The following is a 25,970-nucleotide window of genomic DNA, read 5'->3' as shown; positions in this document are numbered from 1 at the left end:
CGCGGCCTCGACCGGCCCGGCGGCGCACGTTCGGTTTCCGGGGTTCACCGCATGAAGCACAAGCCGCTCCGCGAGCAGGTCATCGTGATCACCGGGGCATCCTCGGGCATCGGCCTCGCCACGGCCCGCATGGCAGCGGAGCGCGGCGCCCGGGTGGTGCTGGCAGCGCGCAGCGGCGACGCCCTGGCGCGCATCCAGGCCGAGATCGAGGGCATCGGCGGCAAGGCGATCCACGTCGTGGCGGATGTCGGCGACCGGGCGAATGTCCAGGCGATCGCCGACCGCGCGGTGGCGACCTTCGGCGGCTTCGACACCTGGGTGAACGTGGCGGGGGGCTCGATCTACGGTAAGCTGCGCGAGATCAGCGACGCCGATCATGAGCGCCTGATCCAGACCAACTTCTGGGGCACGGTGTTCGGCTCCCTGGTGGCGATCGAGCACCTGCGGCAGGGCGGCGGCGCCCTCGTCAACGTGGGCAGCATCGCCTCGGACCTCGCGTTCCCCTACCAGGGCATGTACGCGGCCTCGAAGCATGCGGTGAAGGGGTTCACCGACGCCCTGCGCATGGAACTGCTCTACGAGAAGGCGCCGGTCTCGGTCACGCTGATCAAGCCGGCCTCGATCGACACCCCCCTGCCCCAGCGGGCGCGCAACTACATGGACCGCGAGCCGAGCCTGCCGCCGCCGATCTACCCGCCCGAGGAAGTGGCGAACGCCATCCTGCACGCGGCCGTGCATCCGCAGCGCGACATCGTCGTGGGGGGCGCCGGCAAGATCTTCACGGCCGGAAAGGAATTCGCACCGGGCGCCTACGATTACCTGGCCCCCGCGATCGTCGCCCTGCAGAAGCGCGCGAGCGCACCGCGCAACCCGGCCGGCGCCCTGCACGCGCCCGTGCCGGCGGGCGAGATGCGGGGCGACCCGCCCATCCCCGTGATGCGCACCAGCGTGTATACGCGGGCGACCCTGCACCCGCTGGCAGCCGCCGCCGGTCTCCTCGGCGTCGGAGCCGCGACCGCCCTGGCCGTCATGGCGCCTGCGAGCCGCAGGCGGCGCCCGTAATCGATGGCCGCAGCCGAACCGTTGCCCGGGCCTGCGGCCCCGGATGCGCAAAGAGACCCCCGCGTCGTGCCGCGCCGGATCGTCCGGCTGTCGGATGAGCGGACGATCTTCTACGCGGAAACCGGGTCCGGCCCCGATCTGGTGGCCATCCACGGCACCCTCATGTGCCTGGAGGATCTCTGGCTCGGGCCGGTGCCGGCCCTGGCCGGGCATTTTCGCGTCGTCGCGGTCGATCGACCCTGTCACGGCTTCAGCCTGCGGCCGCGTGGCCGTGGCGCCGACCTCTGGGATCAGGCCGCGCGCATCCGGGACGCGGTGCGGTGCCTCGGTCTGCACAAGCCCGTGATCCTGGGGCACTCCTTCGGCGGGGCGGTCGCGCTGGCCTACGGCCAGCTCCATCCGGAGGAGATCGCGGGCGTCGTCGCGGTGGCGCCGATCTGCTTCCCGGAGATGCGCCTGGAACAGGTGCTGTTCGGCCCCCGCGCCCTGCCGGTCGGCGGCGATCCTCTGTCGCATCTGCTCGGCGCAACCAGCGACAAGGCCCTGCTGCCGCTGCTGTGGAACGCCATGTTCTTCCCCGGACCGATGCCGGAACATTTTGCCCGGGCCTTTCCGTTCGATCTGGCGGGGCGGCCAGCGCAGATCACCGCCGAGGGCGAGGATGCCGGCTGGCTCTGGCCGGGGCTCACCCGCAGCATGATGGCCTATCCCACGATGCGGGCCCCGGTCCGGCTCGTCGCCGGCAACGCCGATCTGGTGGTCAGTACGGCCCTGCACGCCCGGCCCGTCGCCCACCTGATCCCCGGCGCGCGGCTCGAACGCCTGCCCGATGCCGGCCACATGCTGCACCATACCCATGGGGCAGCGGTCGTACGGGCGGCGCTCTCGCTTCGGTAAACGCGGCCCGCTGCGAGACCGGCACGCTCCGTCGGCCTCGCGACGGTCGTCACACGGCCTGGGCTGCTGATCGGCGATCACGTCTGTGCGAGGCAGGCGGGCGCGCTCGAATTTCGCGCCTGGGCGTCATGTTTCACCGCGCATGGGTCGCATGAGGGCGCCGAGCAGGAAGCCGAGCTGCCCGCAGACCAGAAGGGCTAGGCCCCGGCGCATGCTGCCGCCGGTGCTGAGGTGATGGATGTACACCCCGTAGGCCAGTTCCCCCGCCACGACCGGCAGGAACGCCAGAAGCCACCACACCGAGCCGAACCGGCCGAGCCCCAGGCCGAGCAGCGCGTTCAGCAACAGACCCTTCATCGCCGCCCGTCCCCGTCCCGGCCCGGGTCGGGTGGTAGACCGATCCCGGGGCCCGCGCCATCGCGTCCGGGCCCGCCGCAGTGCCTGTGTCGCGTTGCTGTCTCAGCGGCTGCCGCGCTGGGCCAGCACCGCCGGGATGGTGCGCAGCATGATCGCGATGTCCCGGCGCAGGCTCCAGCGGCTGGCATAGTCCAGATCCAGCGCCACGCGCTCGGCGTAGCTCGTGTCCGAGCGCCCCGAGACCTGCCACAGCCCGGTCACCCCCGGCGGCACGGCAAAGCAGGTCTGGAACGCGCGGCCGTAGCGGGCGACCTCGGCCTGCACGATCGGGCGCGGCCCGACCAAGCTCATCTCGCCGCGCAGGACGTTCCAGAGCTGGGGCAGCTCGTCCAGCGAGGTCTTGCGCAGCACCTGGCCGATCGGGGTGATACGCGGATCGTTGGTCAGCTTGTGGGTGGCGGCCCACTCGGCCCGGGCCTGGGCGTCGGCGGCCAGGTGGGCGTTCAGCACCGCCTCGCCGTCGGCGACCATGGAGCGGAACTTGAGGCAGCCGAACGCGCGGCCGTCGCGGCCGAGCCGCATGTGGCGGAAGATCGGGGCGCGTCCGTCGCCGGCCCAAACCAGGAGGGCGATGAGCAGCAGGAGCGGCAGCAGGAGGAACAGGGCGGTGACCGCGACGGTGATGTCCAGCCCGCGCTTGGCCGCCCAGTCGAGGCGCAGGCCGCGGGCGACAAAGGGGGTCTCGGGCAGGACGAGGCCGGTGACGCCCTCGGGGGCCAGATGGGCGGGGGCCAGATGGGCGGCGCCCAGCTCGACGACGGTCGCCTGCTCGGCCGCGTGCTGCGCTGCAGCGAAGTCGACGGAGGCGGGCTCAGCACGAGTCAGCATGGTCTCAGCTCCTTTGGCGAGCCCAATGGCGAAAGTTAATGATTGGTTATAGCGACGCTCATAGTCTGATAATTGCAGCGCCGCAACCCGATTCTCGGCAATTTTCACAGATCAAGGAAGATTTCGGCAGTGCGATCGACCACAGCTAGGCTATAGGCCGGCGCATCTGAGCACCCGAGGCGAAGACCGCCCGGTATTTTCTACTGATCCGTCTCTTGACCCAACCTGCGCGCAAGGCGCCTGAGGCCCAACGTTCCTCTGCTGTGCACCGCAACGGATCCGATTCGGATCAGGCCCCGAGAACAGCCTCGTTAGGCCACACGCGTGCGGCGCCGTCGCTTTCGCGCAGCAGCATTCCCGGCACAAACGGTTGAGCAGCCCAAACCGTTGCAACCCGTTTGATGGGATCAGCGTGATGGGAGCCGACAGCGCCCAGCGCCGCTCGGAATGGCCCACAGTTGAAGACCAGAATGCCGGACAGGGCTGATCGGCCCAGCTTCCGATCATGGTGTCACCCGAGCGCGCAGCCGAACTCTCGAAGCACGCCGCGTCGATGGGCCGGCGACGCCGGAGCGCCACGCCGCATCCGCACTCAGGCTCTCGGTCCGATGCCCTGATCCGAGCGGGCGACGATGGGTGCCCAGTCCCGATTCGGATCAGAACACGATTCCGCCAGCACGACGACTCCGACCGTCGAATGCATTCGCGGTCGCACCCCTCAACGAAGCCGGCCTGCGATGCGCCATCCGGAGAGGCGTCGTCGTGGAAGTCATACGACGCCCGTCGGGACCGTCCCGGTGCAGCGCGATTGGGATGACGTCCGGTTAACATCGGCACCGGTAAGGTGACGCTCCGGGATCGGCTCCCCTTCGCGCGGGCCCGCGACGATCACGGTTCGGACCGCGCGACGCTCGGCAGGAGCTCCGGACATGTCATGGGCCACCGTGGTGTCCGCCGCCTACGTCACGGGGTTTCTGGCGTTCTGGCGCCTGTGCCGTACCGCGCCGGTGTCGCCGGACGACGCCTTCGCGCATCACCCGCTAGCCGATAAGCCGGCCGACCAGTCCGAACAGGACCCATCCTAGAAAGCCCATCCAGGCCACCACCACGAACAGCACGGCGAACAGGATTGCGGGCGTGCCGAAGCGCGCGAACGCGCGCTGGCGCCATCGAGGCTGCGGCGCGGCTCGCACCCCGCCGACCTTATCATTTTGAGACGGATCCATGCCCTCACATCCCCACTCACGGGATGAGACGCAATGACCTGTCCTGCGCTTGGAGGAAACGCCTACACTTTGTGCATGTGGTTAAAGCGACGATCGACGACGCCTGTGCGTCATGTTTCACCGCGCATGGGTCGCATGAGGGCGCCGAGCAGGAAGCCGAGCTGCCCGCAGACCAGCAGGGCCAGGCCCCGGCGCATGCTGCCGCCGGTGCTGAGGTGGTGGATGTACATCCCGTAGGCCAGCTCCCCCGCCACGACCGGCAGGAACGCCAGAAGCCACCACACCGAGCCGAACCGGCCGAGCCCCAGGCCGAGCAGCGCGTTCAGCAACAGACCCTTCATCGCCGCCCGTCCCCGTCCCGGCCCGGGTCGGGTGGTAGACCGATCCCGGGGCCCGCGCCATCGCGTCCGGGCCCGCCGCAGTGCCTGTGTCGCGTTGCTGTCTCAGCGGCTGCCGCGCTGGGCCAGCACCGCCGGGATGGTGCGCAGCATGATCGCGATGTCCCGGCGCAGGCTCCAGCGGCTGGCATAGTCCAGATCCAGCGCCACGCGCTCGGCGTAGCTCGTGTCCGAGCGCCCCGAGACCTGCCACAGCCCGGTCACCCCCGGCGGCACGGCAAAGCAGGTCTGGAACGCGCGGCCGTAGCGGGCGACCTCGGCCTGCACGATCGGGCGCGGCCCGACCAGGCTCATCTCGCCGCGCAGGACGTTCCAGAGCTGGGGCAGCTCGTCCAGCGAGGTCTTGCGCAGCACCTGGCCGATCGGGGTGATGCGCGGATCGTTGGTCAGCTTGTGGGTGGCGGCCCACTCGGCCCGGGCCTGGGCGTCGGCGGCCAAGTGGGCGGTCAGCACCGCCTCGCCGTCGGCGACCATGGAGCGGAACTTGAGGCAGCCGAACGCGCGGCCGTCGCGACCGAGCCGCATGTGGCGGAAGATCGGGGCGCGTCCGTCGCCGGCCCAGACCAGGAGGGCGATGAGCAGCAGGAGCGGCAGCAGGAGGAACAGGGCGGTGACCGCGACGGTGATGTCCAGCCCGCGCTTGGCCGCCCAGTCGAGGCGCAGGCCGCGGGCGACGAAGGGGGTCTCGGGCAGGACGAGGCCGGTGACGCCCTCGGGGGCCAGATGGGCGGGGGCCAGATGGGCGGCGCCCAGCTCGACGACGGTCGCTTGCTCGGCCGCGTGCTGCGCTGCAGCGAAATCGGCGGAGGCGGGCTCAGCACGAGTCAGCATGGTCTCAGCTCCTTTGGCGAGCCCAATGGCGAACGTTAATGATTGGTTATTAAGCCGGTTGTAGCGGCCGTAGATTGCTTTGACAAGGAGGGGCTTAATCCTTTTGGCCAGAGTATGCCTATCAAGATCGCCGAAAACCGAGTTATCACCCCATCATCAAAAATAATCACACGGCAATCGATCGAAGTATTGCATGCGGCGCGGACTACGTAGGTTCGAGATGTGCACTAATTCTGCCCCGACTCACTTTGCGCCGATCAGGAGAAATGGTCGAAGATGAGATCGGTTTCAGATATCGTCAGGAATTCATCGTCCAAATCAGATCCTATCGCGAAGGCTAAATGCCCGTCCCATTGCCGAGGGGTCATGCTTCACCTTGAAACGGTTGATCGTGCCGTATCATCCAAACCGCCGGTTGAGTGTTCGTGGCCTGTGCAGGTGCGAGACGCCTTTCGGCTGCGCGGAATTTCATGCGCATCATTCGACCGGCACCGCTTCGAATTGCACCGCGCCATGAAAATCGAAACCTGAAGTGATTTCGTGCCTATTGGATCAACCATAGGGCGGCCAAACGGAGGATTACCGAGGCGGGCCGAATGGCGCCTCTGTCCCGACGACGCGTGCAGCGCGGTGGCGGTGACCGGCCCAATCGTTTGCAGCACCCTGCACCGAGCCCGCCGCCGCACCACAATCTGCGCAAACATCACCACTGCAAAAACCACGTCGGTCGTGCGATGCCAGTGATGGATATCGCAATCGTCAAACCGAGGGCGCAGACCGCTTCGGCGCCATCGCTGCTGTTGCTTTGCACCATAAAATTGGCTATCGTAATTACAAATATCCGCGGAAGAAAATCTAGCGTCAGATGGAACATGTTTTCGTGTTCCGTCGGACGCTTTCCTTGAGCGACCATCTGGAGTTCTCGCAGATCACGGGTTCTGGACCGCAACCTTCCAGCATCTCGTATCCAAGATAGCAGCGCAGAGCCGTCGCCCCGAACGCCAACTGGACCGATACGCATGCTGGATAAGACACAGATCTTTACAGCCAACCAGCAGCAGGAAAGTACCCGCCGGGATCGGCGGCATACCGGCCTGGAGGATCTGTTCGACTTCCTCCGCAAGTGGGCCCGCATTATTGCGGGTAGCGCGATCGTCTTCGCCACGCTCGCGTTCGTTTACGTGCACATATCGCCGCCGGACTTTGTGGCGTCCGCGCAGATTCTGATCAATCCGCCCCAGCCGCAGCAACTCCTCAAGCAGGATTCCGGCCTGATCGATCTGACCCTCAACAACTCGCAGGTCGAGAGTCAGATCGAGATCATCCGCTCCTACAGCACGATCCTGCCGGTCGTTCAGGAGTTGAAACTCGACACCGACGAGGAACTGGCCCTCCCGAACAAGTCCGACGCCGCAGCGCAGAACAATAAGCAATTGTACGGTGTGGTCGGCAGGTTCGCGAGCCGGCTCGACGTCAAGCGCGTCTCCCAATCCTACATCATCCAGGTCTCGTTCAAGTCGCAGAGCGCAAGCAAGGCGTCGAAGATCGTCAACGCGTTGTGCGAGGCCTACATCAAGAATCAGCTGGCGCGGAAGGTTGAGGACGCGACGCGCTCGCGGGAATGGTTGGAGCATCGCGTCCAGCAATTGCAGACGCAGCTGCACAAAGCTGCCCATGCGGCCCAGGACTTCCGGACCGGCGTCAGCGGCCAAGCCCAGACCACCGGGCAGCTGGACGCGGAGGTCACGCTGTCCCAGCTCGACAGCGCCACCACGACCTACCGGAAGATGTACGAGTCCGCCCTGGAGAAACTGACCGAGAACGTTCAATCGACATCGTTCCTCGTCGCCGATGCGAACATCGTTTCTTCGGCGAGTCCCGAACTGGCGCGCGTCTTCCCGAATCCGAAGCTCGTGATTGCCGTGGCGCTGCTCGGCGGCGCGCTGTTCGGCGTCAGCATCGCCGCCCTCCTCGATTCGCTGGACACCTCCGTCCGGTCGAGTGCGCAGGTCGAGGACGACTTGAACTGCCCGTGCTTCGGGAAGCTGAATCTCTCCAAGGGGATGCGTCGGACCCTGCGCAGCAAGACTCGACAGAAGCTCGACACCCGAACGAAGTTCTTCCTCAATCGGGTCATGGTCGCGGTCGAAGCCGCCAATTTGCAGAATGCGCGTCACACGATCGGCATTCTTGCGATCTCCGACGGCACGGCCTCCGCCGTCCTGACCAAGCAGCTCGCCAACACCCTGGCTTTGTCGGGCAAGAAGACCCTGATCGTCGATGCCAGCATGGCGCCGACGAGTCCCCTCACGTCGCTAGCCTACGCGTCCGGGTTCAACCCCACGGTATCGACCGGCGGCGAAGACGGGCGTGATGATCTGAGCCGGATCGTTCCGGTCTCGTCGAATCTGTCGATCATTCAGCTGGAAGCGCCGATCGATATGACATCGTCATTCGGCGTCCTCTCGGATAACGTCGTGTTCGCGTCGGCGGCCTCGGCCTACGACAGCATCATCACGAATCTGCCCGACCTTGAAACGATACCGACCTCACTCTCCATCCTGTCGAACATGGACGCCATCATCCTGATCGCGCATCTCGGCAAATCCTCGAAGGAGAGCCTGTCCGAAGCCGCGGATTTCATCAGGGCCAGCGGCACGTTGCTGCTCGGCGTCGTCCTCGACGAGTCGAAGGCCTGAAATCGCGGAAGGACAGACCAGGGCTTCGGGGGCCGCGGCGTGTCATGCCGCTTCTCCGGAGCAGCGACGGCTCCACCAGTGCTGGTCGCAGGCATCCGCGCGATGGCCGTCCCGATCGCGTGCAGCGCCGATGAGGCCGTCGACATCGGGCCTTATACACATCTGTCTGAGCCGGATATCCGCTTCGACTTCCGCGCCGGTGGTAATTACGGACGCGACGACGAGGCAGAAGGTCTATAGGCTGATCGCTCACACCGGGGGCACATAGCCTCGAGCGCCTGCTCCGCGAGGCTCGAGAACGCAGCGGAGCGACCCCTCGTCCGCACTTAGACCCAGCATGGCACCACGTCCGCACATCGCAACGCAAGCAGCGGGTACCGCCTTCGACACCCAGGCGCGATCGTTTCTCGTCTTGAGCGCGCCACGACCCGGAAGCCGGCGCAGCTCAGCCGACGTTCCCCCCAGACACCGCATCACACATCCCAGAAGCGAGGCCTAACCGGATGTCTGCCGCCGATCCTTCGTTGCCCGCGCTTCACGTCATGTGTGCGGCCGATCGAAATTACGGTGCCTATGCGGGCTTGGTGATGCAATCCGCCATGGCCGTGACACGCCGGAGCCGGATCCATTTCCATCTCCTGTCCGACAATGTGGCCGCAGACGATATTGCAAAATGCCGGGCGGCCACGCGTCGCGACGGGCATGATTTTACAAGCTACGAGGTCTCCGCAAAGCTCGACAATCTCCCCAAAGAGTTGCGGATGGCAAACCATCTGAGCCGGGCAGCTTATTCCCGGCTGCTGTTCTCGGATCTCTTACCCAACGATGTTCGGCGGATCATCTATCTCGATTGCGACATCGTCTGCAAACAGGATCTCGCCGAATTATGGGCGTTCGGCGACGGATTGAAGATCATCGGAGCCGTGCGGGATCCGTGGCTGGATCCCGACCCTGCGCTCAAGGCATCCCTGGGGTTGGCACCTCAGAATGTATACTTCAATTCCGGCGTGCTGCTCATCAACGTCGAGGCTTGGCGGGCGCAAAACACCGAGGATCGGCTCCGCGATTTCGTTCTGACCCGGCGCGACATCAAGCACGCCGACCAGGACACCCTCAACGCGGTGCTCGCGTCCGATCTCAGGGAATTGCCTGAAAAGTGGAATATGATGATCAACCATCCCCGTCATGACGACGAGCGCCATTTGCGCGAGACGGCCGGGATCCTCCACTATGTCGGCGGCTTCAAGCCCTGGCACTTCGGGTATCGCCTTCTTCACCCCAGGAAAGGCCAGCCCTACGCATCGATCAAGCGGCACTCACCCTGGGCGTCCAAACTGCCTGATTTCCAATCCCGTCGCGTGACGAAGAAATTCCGCTCCCTGGTCCGACAGTGAGCGCGACACGGGAGGCTCACGTGACGGCGAGTTGTTCGACGGCGGCGTTGCTACTCGGCCTCGTGCTCCTGTCGGTCACGGGCGCTTCGGCCGAGGATGACCGCACCGAGTGCACGGATATGATTGGTACACTCAGAATAAAGCCCGGCTCTGACTATGATTCTGTCGCGGCGAAACTGAGATCCAAGGGCTGGCACCAAACCTTCACGACGACGCAGAACATCGGCCGCTGGACGAAGGGCGGGCACGCCGTCACGATCACGCTCAACCTCGGCGGTGGAAGCGCCCCCACGACGACCGGTGCCGTGCGCTGCAGGCGCTGATCTCCAGGACCTACCGCGGCAGGAGGTAACGGGCGATTGGCGGAAGGTCCTCCCGCCAGAGCGCGCTCCGGCGCTGGTAATCCGTCAAACCCCGCCTATCGATCGCGAGATCCTCGAGCCCGACGACCGGCTTGCCGCAGAAGTAGGGCCGTCGCGGCGGGCGGGGATAGTAATTGAAGAAGATTGCGGTCCGGTTCTGCCCCGTCGCCGGCCGCCCCCGGTGATAGTAGCGCGCCGTATCGCAGAAGATCACGCTTCCCATCGGCCCTGTACAGGTCACGATCTCGTCGGCCGAGATGTTGCGCCCGATGATGCGCTCCAATTTGTCGTGACGCGCCGGCCGCGTGTAGGGCCGAGCGCCCTTGAACAACCGGCTGCGGATCATCTCGAACGGGCCGCCATCTTCGTCGACGTCGTTCAGATAGATCGCGACCTTAATGATACTTTCATCCTCGCCATCGAGATGCCAGACCCGCGCGCCGCGTTCGCACCCATCCGCAAGCGTGTAGAAGAAATTGAAGCCGCCGAACGCGACCGGCAAGCCCAGATATTCTTCGACGATCGCCAGCAGTCGTTCGTTCAGTCCGAAGAGATAGATATCCGGACGATCCTTGAGTTCGAGCTTGTTAGCCTGAATCAGATACGGGTCGTCCAAGTGCTCCGGGTCTGCCGCCAAGCGCGTTTCGATATCGCGTCGGACATCGCGTGCCTGAGACAGCATCTGGTCTGCGCCGGGGAGATCGAGATCCTCCAAGCGTGTCTGGTACACGCCGGCATCCCGAAGCGATTCGACGACGGTACGATCCGTTCCGTTGAGTGGCGTCAAAGCACGGGCCCGGTCGCCGCGAAGAGTGTTATAATAAGTGTCGACGTTCCGCCTCGCCACGTCCGTCGACATCAGCTCGTGCACGGCACTTCTTGCAATGCTTCCGAGCTTTCGGCGGACACGTTTCGCGATGTACATTCCCGCAGGCCCCCTCTTTGCTCAGCATCCATGCAAAGCGTATGCCCGTAACCGGCAGAAACATGCCAGATATTTTTACTGCAAAGATCAACAAATATACGAATCGCTTGATGAGTAGAATCAAACACCGAATAGCGGAAGTCTGTCAAGACGCATAAGACATACCTTCGATCACCGATACGTGGCGTCGGCATGCGCCATCAAGAAGTATTTCTTGATGATCCATAGAGCAATTTCTTTGCCTATCGCATGGCGGAGAAGCAATCCGTGGCGAAATATGCGGCAGCGGCATCCCATGCGATGATTGATCGGGCCGACGCGACGAACCCTCCAACGGGCCGGGGGAACCAGGCGCCCCGCGGCCGCTCAACATCGCCGACGAAGCAAATCGCAGATCGCGCCCATTGGTTGCGTGCGGGTGCCGCCCGCGACGCGACGCTGTTTTGGCCGGGATCGATGCGGGGCCCAGAAAGCCATGGAAATGAAAGCGCTGATTTCAACGTGTCAGCGCGGATTTATACTGAGTCAGAAGGCAGTTTGACTATCTCGACCGAAGCTCTATATCCACGCGCCGAAAATGACAGTCGCGTCGGGTATAGTTATGCGGTTACGCTTCTATTCGCTCTTGGCAGGTGTGTCGATCGTAGCAGCCATCAGCGCGACCCAGGCCGGGCGGGATGTGCGCAGATCCATCATTCGGCTGGCACAGGATACATCTGCGTCCGCACCCGCGGATGGCGGCAAGGCGTCTGTGGCGCAGACGATCGGCGGACAGGCGTTCGTCGACAAGATCGGCGTCAACACGCATATCCCCTACACCGATGGTGGCTATGCCGACGTTCCCAAGGTGCTGGAGTCGCTGCAGTATCTGGGCGTCAGCCATCTGCGGGATGCGGTCCCCGACCCGTCGCTGCCGGGCGGCGGGGGATCGAACTTCGGCGCCTTCGCCAAATCCGGGTTCCGATTCGACTTCGTCGTGGCGTCCAATCTGCCGCTCACCAAAACCTTGTCGCTGCTCGAGGATTTCGCCCGGGTCCATCCGCGCGCCATCGCGTCTGTCGAGGGTCCCAACGAGGTCAACAATTGGCCCGTCACCTATAACGGGCAGACCGGTCCCGAAGCGGCCGTCCACTATCAGAACGACCTATACAAGGGGGTGAAGGCGAGCCCCGCGCTCGATGACCTTTCGGTTTACAATCTCACATCCTGGCCGGAATTGTTCGGCAAGTTCGACGTCTACAACGCCCACACCTACCCGCCGAAGGGGGAACAGCCACAGGGTGCGATCAAGGCTGTCATGGATCAGGCCAGCCGTCTGGAGCCGAAGGACAAGGCCGCCATCACGGAGGTCGGCTATTATACGCTCCCCGGCAAGGGAACGTGGGGCGGCGTCGACGAACCGACACAGGCGAAGCTGACGCTCAATCTCATCCTCGACTCCGTCCAGGCGGGCATCACGAAGGTCTATCTGTACCAGCTGCTCGATGCCTATCCGGACCCGGCGGGGACCGAGATGGAGAAGCATTTCGGCCTGTTCGACATCGCCTATCGCCCCAAGCCCGCCGCGACGGCGATCCGCAATCTCATCCAGACCGTGACGGCGAAGGGTGGGGAGGCGCCGGCCGGCGAGGCGCGGGCACCGAACTTGACGGTGTCGTCGGGCGATCTCGACACGAAGCATCTGCTCGTCAATGGCGACGGCGATCGCTCGACGCTCATCCTGTGGGACGAGCGGAAGATCTGGGACAGCGAGAACAACGCCCCCCTGCCGGTCAAGCCCGTCGCCGTGACGGTGGACAGCGACAACGACCTGAGCGCAGTCGAGATCTTCGATCCGACCGAGGCCGCAGAGCCGGTTCAAACCCTCGACAAAACCCGGTCGGTGACGGTGCAGCTGCAGGGCTATCCGAAACTGATCCGGTTCCGGGCTCGCTGAGGCGCTCCCCGCCGAGGCGGAGGCCGGCTGGGTGAACGACAGGGCATCGAACAGGCCTTGCCGCCGTGCACGGCGGCAAGGCGATGCCGCCCGCCTGCCATCGTCGCGGGTGCGGGCGTCATCCACGCCGGGGATAGGGCGTCGCTTCAGCCCCGCCTCTGGAACGGCGAAGTCCAATCGCCGTTGATCACCATGACTTTCGTGAAGACCGTCCTCGGTGCCCTCGCCCTCTGTGCCGTGCTCCTGGCCGGCGCGGCCATCATGTCGGGCCCGGATCGCGCCCCCGGGCAGACGGCGGGGCTCACGGCCGCGGCCGTGCTCGCCAGCGACGGCATGGCGCCGGACGGGCGGAGGGCTACGTCCGACCACGAAACGCTGTCGCCGGGCCGGATGCTCCTGAGTGGTGCGCAGGACGCTCAGCCCGCAGGCTGAGGCGGACCGTTCAGACGCGATACTTCCCGTTGCGCTTCACGAGCACGCGGGTGCCGACCGGGACGCGCTCGTAGAGGTCGGCGATGTCCTCGTTCAGCATGCGGACGCATCCCGACGAAAGCTGCTCCCCGATGCTCCAGGGCTCGTTCGTCCCGTGGATGCGGAACAGGATGTCGCGGTTATCCTGGTAGAGGTAGAGCGCCCGGGCTCCGAGGGGATTGTCGAGGCCGCCCTTGCGGACTCGCGGCAGGTCTGGGTTGAGTGAGACCATGGTGGTGGTCGGGCTCCAGTTCGGCCAGACGCCCTTGCGCCCGATACGGGCCTCGCCTTTCCACGAGAAGCCGGCCTTGCCGACGCCGACGCCGTATTGCATCGCGGTCCCGTCGGCCTGCACCAGCATGAGCTGACGCTTGTCGATATCGACGACGATAGTGCCGGGCTGCTCGGGACCATTGTAGCTCACCTGCTGCCGGCGGAACTTCGGATCCAGCCGCTGCGTGTCGACCAGGGGGATGTCGAACGGCTTGTCGGGCTTCGAGCCGATGTACCAAGCGGAATCGTCGTCCTGCGCGACCTGCATGGTCCGGGTCTGGCAGGCGGCCATGGGCACGATCACCGCGAGGGCGAGCAGCGCGCGTGATAGCGCAATCCTACGGCTGGGTGCCGGGCTACGATCCGCGTTCATCAGGTGCGTCATGCGGTGTCCGATCCTCCGGACATGCGTACCGTCATCGCGCCGGTGACGATGTAGCTTTTCCGCCGCAGCCGACCCCGGCCGGGCGACTCGCGCGGTCACGATTGCGCCCTAATTCAGAGTCGCAGCCCAGCCCTGCCGACACCCGCGCGGAGTGACCGATGCCCGAGACCGAGACGCTTCCCGTCCAGACGGCGGACGTTGCCGCAGGCGCGCTGAGCCCGGCGATCCACCTCGACCACTGCGTGATCCATGTGAGCGACTGGGCGCGGTCGAACGCCTTCTATCGGGATGTGCTGGGCGCCGAGATCGTCGAGCGGGCGGGCGGCTACGCCTATCGGTTCGGCGGCGTGCAGCTCAATTGCCACGGGCCGGGCGTCAACCCGAAGATGGTGGCGGCCGAACCCGTGATGCCGGGCAACAGCGATCTCTGCTTCCGCTGGTCCGGAGCGATCGAGGACGCGGTCGCGCATCTGCAGGGGCTGAATGTACCGGTCGAACTCGGACCGGTGGATACGTTCGGGGCGGCCGGATCCGGGGTCAGCGTCTATTTCCGGGATCCGGACGGGTCCCTTCTGGAGTTCATCACCTATCCGGCCCCGTGATGGGTCTAACCCCGGCTCTCGGCCAGGGCTTGGTTGGTCTGTTCCAGGCGCAGGGCGAGGACGCGCATCAGGGCGATGCTGATCTGCGGGAACTGTGCGAGCAATTCCAGGAACACGCCGCGATCGATCCGCAGGGCGGTCACGGCCGTCTCCGCCGTCACGGTGGCCGACCGGGGTTGCTCGGCGAGGATGCCCATTTCGCCCACGAGGGCATCCTGGCCGAGAAGCGCCAGCCGGATCGGGCCGGCCGGACCGTCGATGCTGACTTCCGCACTGCCCTTGAGGATCACGTAGGCCGCATCCGCCACGTCACCGCGGGCGAAGAAGCGCTGCCCGGGCTCGAAATGCACCCGCTCGCTGGTGAAGGCCAGGAGCTTCAGGCGCGCCGGCTCGACCTCGCGGAAGAGCGGCACCTGCTTCAGGGAGGAAACCTCGGTGTCGAGGGTCATACGGGGGCTCCGCAGCGGGTCTGAAGCCCAGGACGGCGGGACCGGACGGGCCCGCCCATCCATGCGATTCGTCAAGCACTTGTCCAGCCCTGCCCGGCTTTTCGGCCACGCGGCCGTGATGGTCACCCTCGTCCTGGCGGCCTTGCCGGCCCAGGCCCGCCTGGTTCAGGCGGACCTCGCCCGCGTTGCGGTGGCGCCGCCCCCGGGCGCCCGCGCGCCCCTCGATCTTGCCGCCACGGATGCGATGACCGGGCAGGCGGTGACGCTGGGGAGCGTCATCGCGGGCCGGCCGGTCCTGCTTCTGCCGGTCGATTATACCTGCGGCAACGTCTGCGACCCCATGGTGTCGATGGCGGCCGAAGCCCTGGCGGCGACCGGACTTGCGCCGGACGCCTACGCGCTGATCCTGGTCGGCATCGATCCCCGGGATGATACCGCGGCCGCGCGCCGCATGCTGACCGATACCCTCGGCGCGCCCGCCGCATCCGTGAAACCCCGGGCGCTGATCGTCTCGGAGGCCGCTCTGCGTCGTCTGACGACCGCCCTCGGCTACACGGCGGTCTACGATGCCGGGACCGACAGCTTCGCCCACCCGGCGGCCGCGCTGCTGCTTGCCGGCGACGGGCAGGTGGCGCAGGTCCTTTCCCCCCTGGCGCTGACGGGGCGCGATCTGCGCTTGGCCCTGACCGAAGCCGGAGACGGTCGCGTCGGGGGCTTGGCGGATCGCCTCGCCCTGCTCTGCTACGGCTACGATGCCGCACGCGGAATCTACACGCCGCTGGTCCAGCGGATCCTCACCGTGGCGGGGATCGTGACCATCGCGGCGATCGGATTGCTGATCTTCGGGCTGACCCGCCTTGCGAGACGGCGGGCCGCCTGACGGACTTCCGGTCAGCGCTTCGTGGACAAGCCGTGCTCACCAGGCTCGGGCGCCCCGCGCTTCGGGCTGGCATTGAGATGCGGCGAGTCGATCGGCTCCTCCCGCGTCGTCGGCGTCGGGGAATCCTCAGGGGCGGGCATCGGCGGCAGGGGCGGCGTGTTGGGTTGCGGCTTCGGGGCGTCCCCAGCCGCATCCTTCACCATGTTGCGATTCGTCATGCGTGCTCGATTCCTCTCGTGACCGCGTCGCTCGACCGGGTGGCGGCATAGGTTCCGCACAGCGTTTCGTCAGGCCTTCGAGGCTTCCCGCTACCGCCAAACCCGCATCGTTGCAGATCCATCATCGACCAACGCTGCGGACAACACCCTGGTTGCCGTCAAGCTTGACTGTATGAAGCTTGGCGAGGTCTGCGGACAGGAACCTTGGTTATTGCTGAAGGTTGTTGCGAGGTGAAGCGAAGCCTGAGGAGGAACTGATGGCATCCGGAAATTCGACCTCGAAGCGGGGCTTTGCCTCGATGGACCTGGAGCGGCAGCGTGAGATCGCCAGCAAGGGCGGACGCAGCGTGCCGGCCGAGAAGCGGTCCTTCTCGCAGGATCGCGAGCTCGCCTCGTCCGCAGGGCGCAAGGGTGGCCAGTCGACGGGTACCGGCCGCGCTGAGTGAGGTCACCGTCTAAGCGTTCCGCGTAGCGGCGCCGCGTCCTGGGGGACCGGCGCCGTTTTTCGTTGTGGCTCCCGTCGCTCATCCGCTTCCCGGCCATGCGAAAAGGGCCCCGCCCTGCCGGCGAGGCCCTTGTTCGATCAGTGAAATCAGGATGATTCAGGAGATGCAGCGCCCTGGGGTCATGCGCCGGGCCTCGGGGCCCACCAGGGAACTCAAAGCCGTCTCACAGCCTTCGCGGACGAGCCGGCGGGCGGGCTGCTTAAGGACCGGCTTGATCTGGAAATCCTGGGCTTCGCCTTCCACCGGCGTGGCGCGGCCATCGATCTTCTGGACACCTGCAACCCGGGTCGGGCTGATCGCCAGCGAGACCGGGCGCATGCCGGGAAGCGGCGCCGGATCGAACTGAGCGACCGGAACCGGCGGCACCCAGCGATCGGCGGTCTCACGCACCACCGGCTGGACCAGCACGGTCAGGAGGGCGGCAGGAGCACTCACGCCCAGAATGAAACCAGACCGCAGCATTGCCCCGACCTCATCGTGAGAGCTTGACAGGATGTTCCAACAACGCGTCCCGCAACTGCAGGTTCCTAAACTATCGCGCATCTTGGAATGCTGAGTATTCGACCGCGCCGCAGATAGGGGTGCGCCGGCGCACCCACGCTATCCACAACCATCCCCTGTGGCTTCGACGCCACGCTCGCCGACAAAGTGCGTTTTTTGGAACCCTGCGCTCAAACGGCCGTTCTATCTGCACCCGGCCACCTGGTCCTCCCCGCATTCCCCTTGTGCATCGGCCGGAACCTCTTCGACGGGCTGGAGCCTTCTCCGGCCCGTTTTTTTGTGCGCGGTTCACAGGGCCACCGCGCAATAAAAAACCCCGGCTCGCGCCGGGGTTGATGACACCGTTGGGTCGTTTGGCCGGCGCGTCGACCGCGCCGTTTCTCCCGTCCGGAGTTCAGGCGGTCTTGGCCTCGCGCCGGCGCGCCGTCTGCTGGAAGAACAGCGCCTGGCTGATCACCGCGGACACGTTCGCGGGCTGGAACGGCTTGGCGATCAGGAAGGCCGGCTCCGGCCGCTCGCCGGTCAGGAAGCGCTCCGGATAGGCGGTGATGAAGATCACTGGCACCTCGAAGGTCTTCAGCAGGTCGTTGACCGCGTCGAGGCCGGACGAGCCGTCGGCGAGCTGAATGTCAGCCAGGATCAGGCCGGGCCGCTTTCCGCCCTCGCCGGCGATCTTGATCGCCTCGGTGCGGGTCCGGGCGACGCCAATGACGTTGTGGCCGAGGCCCTCGACGAGCGCCTCGAGGTCCATGGCGATCAGCGGCTCGTCCTCGATGATGAGGATCTCGGTCGCCATGTCGGCGGCGAGTTCGCGGCCGGCCTCGTCGACGAGGTCGCGGACCTCCGAGACGTCGACGCCCAGGATGATGGCCGCATCCTCCTCGGAGAAGCCTTCCAGGCAGGACAGCAGGAACGCCTGCCGCGGCAACGGCGTGATCTGGCCCAGGCGCACCTCGGCGGGAAGATCGTGCTGAACCTGCTCGCTGCGGCCGTTCACCGAGAGGGAGTTCCAGATCCGGGTGAAGACCCGGAACAGGTCGGCCTTGATGTTGGTGCTCCGGCCGAGCGTATCGGGTTCGTTGACGAGGGTCTCCAGGGTGGCGGCGACATAGGCGTCACCGGCCACTTGGCTCCCCGTGAGCGCACGCGCGTAGCGGCGCAGGTACGGCAGGTGCTGTACCACGAGTTGCGATGTCGACATTCGATCCCCTGTGCCTCGCCTTGTTGCCCGGCCACGTCTCTCCGGTTCATAACCGAAGACATGCCGGAGCCGGCTTTCTGTCCTGCGCAGCTTACCGCCCAACGCGGAGGCCGGCACTCCGTTCCACCTCCCGGGGGAACCGATCCCAGCGGGCAGGCGTTGCAGCCGCAGCCATGGCGTATGTCGAGCCGCAGCACAATGTGGCCGGGCCAAGTTCGGCAACAAGGGGCGTGTGGATGGTCGATGAAGGCAAGGAGGCCGGTCTTCACGTGCGCGAGACGCACGGAAGTACTGCCTCAAATCGCCGCGCGCCGGACCAGGATCCGGGCTTCGACCAGCCCGCGCGGGCGTCCCCGGCGCCCCGCGGCGGCCTCAGCGAGCACACCCGCAATCGCCTCGCGACACAGTTGCGCACGATGTACGACACCATGGCTCAGCAACCGGTCCCCGACCGGTTCGCTGAACTGATCGCGAAGCTCGATAGCGGCGATCACGGCAAGTCGTGAGTGCTTTCGATGATGTTTTGGCAAACACCCGCGCGTCATGAAAAAAGCCGCCGCGTGTTGCGACGGCTTCCTCGATCCCGAGCCTCCAGCCCCAAGTCAGGGCTGGTGGCTATCAAGACCCTGTCAGAGGGTCGGCGAGCGGCCCCGCATCAGGCCGATGACGGCCGAGATCGCGAACAGGACAATCGCCACGAAGAACACCAGCTTCGCAGCTTCCATTGCCGTGCCGGCAATGCCACCGAAGCCGAGCAGCGCGGCAACGAGGGCAACCACGAGAAAAGTTACGGCCCAACCGAGCATCGATCGTATCCTTCGAAAGTATCAACGCGGGCGGGCCGCGTCGTTCTGAACACGAAAACGCCAAGGTTTTGCTCTGGTTCCGCCGCGTTGACGAAGTCCGATGTGGATCGCCCGTGCGGTTTCTCCGGGCGCGACGAAGGGTGACGGAACGGGACAGGGTCAGTAGCGTTCGAAGATAGGTCGTCAGGTTCGATTCGGGATCCGTGATGCTGCAATCTGCCAAGAACGCTGTTCGAGTGAAGGTCGCCGCGATGCGGGCTCGCGTGGCAGCAACCAGTGAGGCCGTCCGCGATGCCGTGATCGGGCTCGTCGCCGCCCCGGCCCCCGTCCTCGTGCCGGTCCGTGTCCGCAACCGCCGGCCCGGCCATCTCGGCTGATCACGCCCACCGAAGTCGGGTCAGGATTCGCGTTGCCGCCGGGGACGTCGCCAGCCCCGCGGCCGGGGACAGCCCCTGCTATCGGGATCGGCGGTGTTGCAAGGCCGCAGGCCACGGTTCAAGAACCGCTGAACCGACCTGTGGGGCAGCAATGGCGGACGCGGACGAGAGCAGCCTGACCCTCGATCCGTCGATGCCCGCGCCCGGGCGGCTGGAGCCCATCGCACCGCTGATCCGGCGGCGCGTCGCGCCGAATGGCGGACCGTTCACGGCGACCGGCACCTGCACCTATGTGATCGGCACCGGTCAGGTTGCGATCCTCGATCCGGGTCCTGACGATCCGGCCCATATCGACGCTCTGCTCTCCGACCTGTCCAACGAGCAGGTCGCGGCGATCGTCGTCACCCACACGCACCGGGATCATTCGCCGGGCGCGCGACGCCTCGCAGCGCGAACCGGGGCCCCGGTCGTCGGATGCGCACCGCATCGGGCGGCCCGGCCGCTCGCCGAGGGCGAAGTTCCGCTGCTCGACGCCAGCGCCGACCGTGACCACGCCCCGGCCCGCGTCCTGTCGGAGGGCGACACCGTCTCCGGTCCGGGCTGGACCCTGGTGGCGGTCGAGACCCCCGGCCACACCATGAACCACCTCGCCTTCGCGCTGCCAGAGACGCGAAGCCTGTTCTCGGGCGACCACGTCATGGCGTGGTCGACCACCATCGTGGCGCCCCCCGACGGCGCGATGCAGGCCTATATGGCCTCCCTCGACAAGCTGCGCAGGCGCGACGAGACGGTCTATTGGCCGGGCCATGGCGGGCCGGTCCGCGAACCGGCGCGCTTCCTCCGGGGGCTCGCGTGTCACCGGCGCCAGCGCGAGGCTGCGATCCGCGCGCGCTTGGCCGGCGGCGACACGGGCATCGCGCAGGTCGTCGCGGCGATCTACCAGGGGCTCGACCCGCGCCTGCGCGGCGCGGCGGCGCTGTCGGTTTTCGCCCACCTGGAGGATCTGGTCGGGCGCGGGCTGGTGGCGACCGACGGGCCGCCGCGGCTGGACGGCACCTACAGGCCGGCCTGATCCGGCCGGATCACTTCACCGCCAGGGCGAGGTTGGCGACGTCGTCGAGATAGGTGCGGATCCGGTCGGCATTGCCGCCGAAATCGCGCCCGCCGAGCCGGGAGGCCGAGCGCACGTCGATCCGCGCCCCGTCGGCGCGGGGGCGGATGCGGACCGTCACGTCGTCGGGCAGGTTCAGGACGAGCCCGCGCGCCACGGCCTCGATCCGGCCGTTGCCGGTGCGGCCTCCCGGCCGGATCGCCTCGACGATCTGCCAATGGCGCTTGAGCGCGGCCTTGCGGGCCAGCTCGAATGCCTCGTCGGCGCCGATATCGAGGGTGAGCGGGGCGATCTGGGGATAGGCGCCACGCTGGCGCTCGCGCAGGGCCGCGCCCGGATCGGGGGGATAGCGGCCGTTGCGGGCCGCGAAGGCCGCGCGCGAGCGCGAGAAGGCCGGTGGGTTGTCGACGTCGGTGGTGACGTCCGACAGGGCGGGCAGCCGCAGGCCGCGCAGGCCCCGATAGGCCGGATAGCCCAGCACCAGCAGAGCCAGGATCAGCCCGGCCAGCGCGGCGCCGAGGCCGCGCGCGCCCTCGCGCCAGACCCGCACGAAGGCGAAGACGGCCGCCGCGATCGCCGCCAGCGCGACCGCGAGCCCGGCCATCAGGGCGACCAGCGCGGCATCCGTATCGGTGCGCGGATCCCGGACCAGAAGCAGCGCGATCCCGGTGGCGACCACGGAGAACAGGGCGAGGTGGCGGGCCAGCGGCCCTGCCCGGGTGACGGGTTCCTCGATCAGAAGACGGCGCATGGCACTCATGGATGGGCTTCGAGCCTCTCTCCTAGAGCTTGGCCGTCCGCGACGCCATCGTGAGACTGGCCGGCCAGACTCACGGGGCGTAGGCGCGGGCGTTGACGGGCAGGCTCTGCATGTCGGGCGGCCCGAAGACGTCCGGCGCCGTCCCCTCCCCCGCCTGAGCGGCCGGGCCCGGGACCTCGACATGGGCGGCGGTCCGGGCGGCCAGGGCAGTCCACGGACCGGACACCTCAAACAGCAGGCCGCGCGTCGGGTCGGCCGGGCCGCGCAGGGCGAGATCGCCCCGGAGATCGAGCCGCCGGCCCGGCAGGGATACGTGCCCTTGTACGGTAGCACCGACGCTCGGCCCCAGCAGACCCGCCTCGGTGATCTCGCCGATACCGTCGGTGAAGCGTAGGGTGACGGCGGCGCGCTCGATCGCCGTCCGCCCGTTGCGCCGCGCGAGCGCCCCGGCGGCCACGGCGCCGTTGCGGTGGACGACATCGGCGAGATCGAGGCCTGTGATCGCCCCGCCCGTGAGGGTGACCGTCGCCCGACCGTTGAGACGTGCGGCGAGCGCGGCGGTATCGCGGGCGCTGGACTCGACGTTGAATTGCCCATGGACCGGCCCGGCCAGCCATCGACCGGCGTCGGTCCCGCCCAGCAGTCCGCCGAGCTCGACCCGATCGAGGCTGCCTTGAAGGCGCATGTCCGTCTCAGCCGGGTCGGCCCCGCTGGCGAGCGTCAGGCGTCCCTTGAGCAGGCCGTCCTGCACCCGGGCGCGATTCACCGCGACCTCCAGGGCCGCGTCCCGCACCAGGACGCTCGCCGCCAGATCCTGAACCTGGACCGACCCGATCTGGCCGGACGCGGCCGACAGGCGCAGGTCGAGATCGCCCTGCGTCACCGGCGCCAGCGCCAGCGGCACCGGCTCGGACCCGAGCAGCAGCCCGGAATCGTCGGCCAGGGTCGCGAGGTCGAGCGTCTCGGCCGCCAGCGTCGCTTGAACCGAGAGGCGCGGCGCATCGCCGGACCCCAACATCACGGCGCCCGCGCCCTCCAGCACGTTCCGGCCGAGCCCGAGGCGCAGGCGCGTCCAGGATACGGAGCGGTCCGCCGTCTCGAACAGGCCGGTGAGCGAGAAGGCGCCGGCGAGCGGCGAGAGCGGAACCTTCAGGCCGATCCAGGCCAGGCTCTCCGGCAGGGAGCGGGTCTCGGCGCGCATCTGCCCGGCGAGGCTCGGCCAGGCGCTGCCCGACACGGCCGTCTCGACCGTGCCGTCGACCGCGAGGCTGCCCGTCGGCCACGTCGCCTCGCCGGTGATCGGGCTGCGTCGACCGAGGACGAAATCGTTCGGGCGAACATGCGCCACCGTGATCCGCATCGGCACCCCGCGCCAGGTCAGGCGCGCGGCGACCTCGGCGGATGCGCTCCAGGACGGCCAGGACAGGTCGAGGTCGATGTCCCGGGCCGGGCCGTCTTGCGTGGTGCGCGCGCCGGTCACGGTGAGGCGGGTGGGATGCGCCGTCGCCCCGGCGCGGACCCGCTCGGTGAGGTGCGCGAGCACGCCGCGCCAGTCGGCGGCGCGCCCGGACAGGATTCCCCCCGCGAGGTGCAGGCCACCGGCCGCCACGCGCCCGGTCAGGAGGCCGACGGGATCGAGATCGATGCCGAGGCGTCCCGCGTCCACCAGGGGCGAGCCGCCGTCATCGGCGGTGATACGCACGCGCCCGAAGGTCAGCCGCGGCCGGGGCAGCGGGGTCAGAGTGGCCGGGCCCTGGACGGTCAGGGTGAGTCCGTAATCCTTGAGCGCGCGATCCGCGAAGGCTTGCACCCGGCCGCCATCGACCGGCCAATCGTGCAGGCCGAGCCCGACGGCGATCAGAACGAGGGGACCAAGAAGGACGATCGGGCGACGCAGCGACATCTGACTCTGAACGGGACCGCGGATGCGGCCGAAGCCGGGTGCCGCGCCAGCCTCCCGAGCCGCCGCGACCCGACAGGGACTGCATGTCGAGGTGGCTTTTTAGCGTCCCAGGTCGGATTTGTCTGCTGGACTTGCGCATGGTGTCACTGCGCGCCGCGCGGAACCGAACGTTACGGATCGACCCGGAGCGTAGGGGCTCTCGCGGCGCAGCACTGGATTTCGCGTCCGGAATCGGGAAGAGCAGGCGCCAGGAAACGCGCGCTTCGCGGACGCGGCCCGGGTGCGGCTGGCAGTGAAAGGAAGTTCGATGAAGAAGGTCCATACGGATGCCACCGCGGCACTCGCCGGCCTCCTGCACGACGACATGATGATCATGTGCGGCGGTTTCGGCCTGTGCGGCATCCCGGACGAGCTGATCGAGGCGGTCCGCCTCTCGGGCGTCAAGGGTCTCACGATCGTGTCGAACAATGCCGGCATCGACGGGGTCGGCCTCGGCAAGCTCCTCGACACCCGGCAGGTCGCCAAGATGATCTCGTCCTACGTCGGCGAGAACAAGGAATTCGCCCGCCAGTATCTCGGCGGCGAGCTGGAGATCGAGTTCAACCCGCAGGGCACGCTGGCCGAGCGGATCCGCGCCGGCGGCGCCGGCATCCCGGCCTTCTTCACCAAGACCGGCGTCGGCACCAAGGTCGCCGAGGGCAAGGAGGTGCGCGAGTTCGACGGCGAGCACTACGTGATGGAGCGCGGCCTGTTCGCCGACCTCGCCCTGGTCCACGCCCACACGGGCGACACCGAGGGCAACCTGCGCTACCGGATGACCGCGCGCAACTTCAACCCGATGATGGCGACCGCGGCCAAGATGACGGTGGCGCAGGTCGAGCACCTCGTGAAGCCCGGCGAGATCGATCCGGACACGATCCACACCCCCGGCATCTTCGTGAAGCGGATCATCGACGTGGGCGTGCGCGACAAGCGCATCGAGCAGCGCACCACGCGCAAGCGCGGCGACAGCACCCCGGCCGCGGCGGCCGGCGGCGGCACCCACTGATCGCAGGAGAGGAGACCCCCATGGCCTGGACCCGCGAGCAGATGGCGGCGCGTGCCGCCAAGGAGCTGGAAGACGGCTTCTACGTGAACCTCGGCATCGGCATCCCGACGCTGGTGTCGAACTACATCCCCGAAGGCATGTCGGTGCAGCTCCAGTCGGAGAACGGCATGCTCGGCATGGGCCCCTTCCCCTACGAGGGCGAGGAGGATCCGGACCTGATCAACGCCGGCAAGCAGACAATCACCGCGCTGCCGACGACGAGCTACTTCTCCTCGGCCGATTCCTTCGGGATGATCCGCGGCGGGCACATCAACCTGTCGATCCTCGGCGCCATGCAGGTGGCGGGCAACGGCGACCTGGCCAACTGGATGATCCCCGGCAAGATGGTGAAGGGGATGGGCGGCGCCATGGACCTCGTGGCGGGCGTGAAGCGCGTCGTCGTGGTGATGGAGCACGTCGCCAAGAACAAGGACGGCACCGAGAGCCCGAAGCTGCTCAAGGCCTGCGACCTGCCGCTCACCGGCACAGAGGTGGTCGATCTAGTGATCACCGACCTCGGCGTGTTCGAGATCGACAAGAAGGGCGACGGCGGCATGAAACTCATCGAGCTCGCCGACGGCGTCACCGAGGACGAGATCCGGTCGAAGACCGAAGCGGAGTTTTCGGTGGCCCTGAAGGGCTGACACGCAAATGCCCGGTGCGCGCGCCGGGCACGCTTTAAAAAACGTGGCCCACCCGACGGATTCCGTGGGGTGGGCCGTTTTCGTCTTACATGGGCGGGGTCAGGCCGTCCTTGCCGACCGCCACGAGCTTGCCCTCAGCCTTGCTGCCGTCCTTCGCCACGACCGCGAAGATCTTGGACCCGGGGGTCACGATCGCCTTGTCGGCGGGCTCGAAGGCGACGATCGGCGCCGAGGACGGCACCACGATCTCCTTGGACCCGTCCTTGCCGTAGCTCACCGTCAGGGTGCGCTCGCCGCCCGAGGCCGCCTTGTCGGCCTTCACGGTGCCGTTGGTCATGGCGCTCTTGACCTTCGGGGCGTTCGACGACTCGGCCTTCACGGTGCCGTTGGTCATCGCGCTCTTCACCTTGGCGCCGGCGCCGGCGGTCTGGTCGGTGATCGTGTCCCAGCCGTAATGGCCCTCGCCGGTGCCGCGCATCGACTCGGGGAAGAGCACGACCTCCAGGGCGGTCATCGGGTTCTCGCCCTTGGTGGCGGTGCCGATGAAGACGCCGTCCTTGATCTGGTCGAGGCTCGACGGGACCACCCAGGCGAACTTGGCGCCGCTCACGTCGACGGTCTCCGACTTGCCGTCGTCGGTCTTGATGGTGACCGTGTTGCCGTCGGCCTTGTCGACGGTGCCGCGGACGCGCTCGACCTGCGCGGCGAAAGCCGTGCTCGACAGAAGGGCCGTCAGGCCGGCGGCCACGAGCGTCTTGCTGAGGTGCTTCATCGGTGTCCCATCTTGGCTTCAGAAGCCGGGTTATGGGGCGCCGCGCGCG

Annotated in this window: 30 protein-coding genes; 14 read left to right on the top strand and 16 right to left on the bottom strand. The window is 67.1% G+C overall.

Going from position 1 to position 25,970, the window contains the following annotated elements; translation table 11 throughout:
* The first annotated feature begins 51 nt into the window (after positions 1-51).
* Both AAHG09_RS10440 and AAHG09_RS10435 read left to right on the top strand, forming a co-directional pair.
* Entirely contained in the window at positions 52-1,062 is a 1,011-nt protein-coding gene (locus AAHG09_RS10440; RefSeq protein WP_342106995.1) for an SDR family oxidoreductase, read from the top strand.
* Between the two features lie 66 nt (positions 1,063-1,128).
* Complete coding sequence (locus AAHG09_RS10435; RefSeq protein ID WP_342106994.1) at positions 1,129-1,959, top strand: alpha/beta hydrolase; 831 nt, start codon at positions 1,129-1,131, stop codon at positions 1,957-1,959.
* 126 nt (positions 1,960-2,085) lie between these two features.
* Here AAHG09_RS10435 and AAHG09_RS10430 read toward each other — a convergent pair whose 3' ends face one another.
* The 6 genes from AAHG09_RS10430 to AAHG09_RS10405 all read right to left on the bottom strand — a co-directional run bounded on the left by AAHG09_RS10430 (position 2,086) and on the right by AAHG09_RS10405 (position 6,533).
* Entirely contained in the window at positions 2,086-2,316 is a 231-nt protein-coding gene (locus tag AAHG09_RS10430; protein ID WP_160532660.1) for a hypothetical protein, read from the bottom strand.
* Between the two features lie 102 nt (positions 2,317-2,418).
* Entirely contained in the window at positions 2,419-3,204 is a 786-nt protein-coding gene (locus AAHG09_RS10425; RefSeq protein ID WP_342106991.1) for a sugar transferase, read from the bottom strand.
* 1,040 nt (positions 3,205-4,244) lie between these two features.
* On the bottom strand, positions 4,245-4,430 hold the full coding sequence (locus AAHG09_RS10420) for a hypothetical protein (protein ID WP_342106989.1): 186 nt from the start codon (positions 4,428-4,430) through the stop codon (positions 4,245-4,247).
* Between the two features lie 110 nt (positions 4,431-4,540).
* Positions 4,541-4,771, bottom strand: coding sequence for a hypothetical protein (locus tag AAHG09_RS10415; RefSeq protein WP_342106987.1), 231 nt, complete (start codon positions 4,769-4,771; stop codon positions 4,541-4,543).
* 102 nt (positions 4,772-4,873) lie between these two features.
* Positions 4,874-5,659 carry a sugar transferase gene (locus AAHG09_RS10410; protein WP_342106985.1) on the bottom strand — a complete coding sequence of 262 codons (786 nt, stop codon included), beginning with the start codon at positions 5,657-5,659 and terminating at the stop codon, positions 4,874-4,876.
* A gap of 703 nt (positions 5,660-6,362) precedes the next feature.
* Entirely contained in the window at positions 6,363-6,533 is a 171-nt protein-coding gene (locus AAHG09_RS10405; protein WP_342106983.1) for a hypothetical protein, read from the bottom strand.
* Positions 6,534-6,678: 145 nt separating this feature from the next.
* On the opposite strand from AAHG09_RS10405, the gene AAHG09_RS10400 reads away from it, so the two are divergent.
* The 3 genes from AAHG09_RS10400 to AAHG09_RS10390 all read left to right on the top strand — a co-directional run bounded on the left by AAHG09_RS10400 (position 6,679) and on the right by AAHG09_RS10390 (position 10,075).
* The gene (locus AAHG09_RS10400; protein ID WP_342106981.1) at positions 6,679-8,358 is read left to right on the top strand and encodes a GumC family protein; all 1,680 of its coding nucleotides are present in this window, start codon (positions 6,679-6,681) and stop codon (positions 8,356-8,358) included.
* A 503-nt stretch (positions 8,359-8,861) separates the two neighbouring features.
* The gene (locus tag AAHG09_RS10395; protein WP_342106979.1) at positions 8,862-9,752 is read left to right on the top strand and encodes a glycosyltransferase family 8 protein; all 891 of its coding nucleotides are present in this window, start codon (positions 8,862-8,864) and stop codon (positions 9,750-9,752) included.
* 20 nt (positions 9,753-9,772) lie between these two features.
* Positions 9,773-10,075 carry a hypothetical protein gene (locus AAHG09_RS10390; protein ID WP_342106978.1) on the top strand — a complete coding sequence of 101 codons (303 nt, stop codon included), beginning with the start codon at positions 9,773-9,775 and terminating at the stop codon, positions 10,073-10,075.
* Positions 10,076-10,085: 10 nt separating this feature from the next.
* Here the strand turns inward: AAHG09_RS10390 and AAHG09_RS10385 are convergent, their stop codons facing one another.
* Entirely contained in the window at positions 10,086-10,985 is a 900-nt protein-coding gene (locus AAHG09_RS10385; protein ID WP_342106975.1) for a phytanoyl-CoA dioxygenase family protein, read from the bottom strand.
* Between the two features lie 655 nt (positions 10,986-11,640).
* On the opposite strand from AAHG09_RS10385, the gene AAHG09_RS10380 reads away from it, so the two are divergent.
* Positions 11,641-12,975, top strand: a complete 1,335-nt coding sequence (locus tag AAHG09_RS10380) for a hypothetical protein (protein WP_342106973.1) — start codon at positions 11,641-11,643, stop codon at positions 12,973-12,975.
* Positions 12,976-13,167: 192 nt separating this feature from the next.
* A complete protein-coding gene (locus AAHG09_RS10375) occupies positions 13,168-13,407 on the top strand; it encodes a hypothetical protein (RefSeq protein ID WP_342106972.1) in 240 nt (79 codons plus the stop codon).
* Positions 13,408-13,417: 10 nt separating this feature from the next.
* On the opposite strand, the gene AAHG09_RS10370 is transcribed toward AAHG09_RS10375, so the two are convergent.
* Positions 13,418-14,104: a L,D-transpeptidase gene (locus AAHG09_RS10370; RefSeq protein WP_342106971.1), complete on the bottom strand. Its 687-nt coding sequence runs from the start codon at positions 14,102-14,104 to the stop codon at positions 13,418-13,420.
* Positions 14,105-14,262: 158 nt separating this feature from the next.
* Between AAHG09_RS10370 and AAHG09_RS10365 the strand changes: the two genes are divergently transcribed.
* On the top strand, positions 14,263-14,706 hold the full coding sequence (locus AAHG09_RS10365; RefSeq protein ID WP_342106969.1) for a VOC family protein: 444 nt from the start codon (positions 14,263-14,265) through the stop codon (positions 14,704-14,706).
* 5 nt (positions 14,707-14,711) lie between these two features.
* Here the strand turns inward: AAHG09_RS10365 and AAHG09_RS10360 are convergent, their stop codons facing one another.
* Positions 14,712-15,155 carry a cyclic nucleotide-binding domain-containing protein gene (locus AAHG09_RS10360; RefSeq protein WP_342106967.1) on the bottom strand — a complete coding sequence of 148 codons (444 nt, stop codon included), beginning with the start codon at positions 15,153-15,155 and terminating at the stop codon, positions 14,712-14,714.
* Between the two features lie 79 nt (positions 15,156-15,234).
* On the opposite strand from AAHG09_RS10360, the gene AAHG09_RS10355 reads away from it, so the two are divergent.
* Positions 15,235-16,035: a thioredoxin domain-containing protein gene (locus AAHG09_RS10355; RefSeq protein ID WP_342106966.1), complete on the top strand. Its 801-nt coding sequence runs from the start codon at positions 15,235-15,237 to the stop codon at positions 16,033-16,035.
* Between the two features lie 11 nt (positions 16,036-16,046).
* Here AAHG09_RS10355 and AAHG09_RS10350 read toward each other — a convergent pair whose 3' ends face one another.
* Complete coding sequence (locus tag AAHG09_RS10350) at positions 16,047-16,253, bottom strand: hypothetical protein (protein WP_342106965.1); 207 nt, start codon at positions 16,251-16,253, stop codon at positions 16,047-16,049.
* A gap of 257 nt (positions 16,254-16,510) precedes the next feature.
* Between AAHG09_RS10350 and AAHG09_RS10345 the strand changes: the two genes are divergently transcribed.
* A complete protein-coding gene (locus AAHG09_RS10345) occupies positions 16,511-16,699 on the top strand; it encodes a con-10 family general stress protein (protein WP_010683678.1) in 189 nt (62 codons plus the stop codon).
* 156 nt (positions 16,700-16,855) lie between these two features.
* Here AAHG09_RS10345 and AAHG09_RS10340 read toward each other — a convergent pair whose 3' ends face one another.
* On the bottom strand, positions 16,856-17,194 hold the full coding sequence (locus AAHG09_RS10340) for a hypothetical protein (protein WP_342106963.1): 339 nt from the start codon (positions 17,192-17,194) through the stop codon (positions 16,856-16,858).
* A gap of 460 nt (positions 17,195-17,654) precedes the next feature.
* Positions 17,655-18,461, bottom strand: coding sequence for a response regulator (locus AAHG09_RS10335; protein ID WP_160532649.1), 807 nt, complete (start codon positions 18,459-18,461; stop codon positions 17,655-17,657).
* A 173-nt stretch (positions 18,462-18,634) separates the two neighbouring features.
* On the opposite strand from AAHG09_RS10335, the gene AAHG09_RS10330 reads away from it, so the two are divergent.
* Complete coding sequence (locus AAHG09_RS10330) at positions 18,635-18,967, top strand: NepR family anti-sigma factor (RefSeq protein ID WP_342106962.1); 333 nt, start codon at positions 18,635-18,637, stop codon at positions 18,965-18,967.
* Between the two features lie 123 nt (positions 18,968-19,090).
* Here AAHG09_RS10330 and AAHG09_RS10325 read toward each other — a convergent pair whose 3' ends face one another.
* Positions 19,091-19,267, bottom strand: a complete 177-nt coding sequence (locus AAHG09_RS10325; RefSeq protein ID WP_003599466.1) for a DUF1328 domain-containing protein — start codon at positions 19,265-19,267, stop codon at positions 19,091-19,093.
* 528 nt (positions 19,268-19,795) lie between these two features.
* Here AAHG09_RS10325 and AAHG09_RS10320 point away from each other — a divergent pair.
* A complete protein-coding gene (locus AAHG09_RS10320) occupies positions 19,796-20,716 on the top strand; it encodes an MBL fold metallo-hydrolase (protein ID WP_342106961.1) in 921 nt (306 codons plus the stop codon).
* A 10-nt stretch (positions 20,717-20,726) separates the two neighbouring features.
* On the opposite strand, the gene AAHG09_RS10315 is transcribed toward AAHG09_RS10320, so the two are convergent.
* A complete protein-coding gene (locus tag AAHG09_RS10315) occupies positions 20,727-21,506 on the bottom strand; it encodes a DUF1499 domain-containing protein (RefSeq protein WP_342106960.1) in 780 nt (259 codons plus the stop codon).
* Positions 21,507-21,585: 79 nt separating this feature from the next.
* Complete coding sequence (locus tag AAHG09_RS10310; protein WP_342106959.1) at positions 21,586-23,418, bottom strand: AsmA family protein; 1,833 nt, start codon at positions 23,416-23,418, stop codon at positions 21,586-21,588.
* Positions 23,419-23,725: 307 nt separating this feature from the next.
* On the opposite strand from AAHG09_RS10310, the gene AAHG09_RS10305 reads away from it, so the two are divergent.
* A complete protein-coding gene (locus AAHG09_RS10305) occupies positions 23,726-24,466 on the top strand; it encodes a CoA transferase subunit A (protein ID WP_342106958.1) in 741 nt (246 codons plus the stop codon).
* A 20-nt stretch (positions 24,467-24,486) separates the two neighbouring features.
* Entirely contained in the window at positions 24,487-25,149 is a 663-nt protein-coding gene (locus AAHG09_RS10300; RefSeq protein WP_342106957.1) for a 3-oxoacid CoA-transferase subunit B, read from the top strand.
* Positions 25,150-25,234: 85 nt separating this feature from the next.
* Here AAHG09_RS10300 and AAHG09_RS10295 read toward each other — a convergent pair whose 3' ends face one another.
* Positions 25,235-25,921 (bottom strand): metal ABC transporter permease, encoded by a 687-nt coding sequence (locus tag AAHG09_RS10295; protein ID WP_342106956.1) that lies wholly within the window; start codon positions 25,919-25,921, stop codon positions 25,235-25,237.
* Between the last annotated feature and the right edge of the window lie 49 nt (positions 25,922-25,970).

It is taken from the genome of Methylobacterium guangdongense (assembly GCF_038442355.1).
In the GTDB taxonomy this organism is placed as follows: Bacteria; Pseudomonadota; Alphaproteobacteria; order Rhizobiales; family Beijerinckiaceae; genus Methylobacterium; species Methylobacterium guangdongense.
This window is presented reverse-complemented; position numbering and strand designations above follow the sequence as displayed.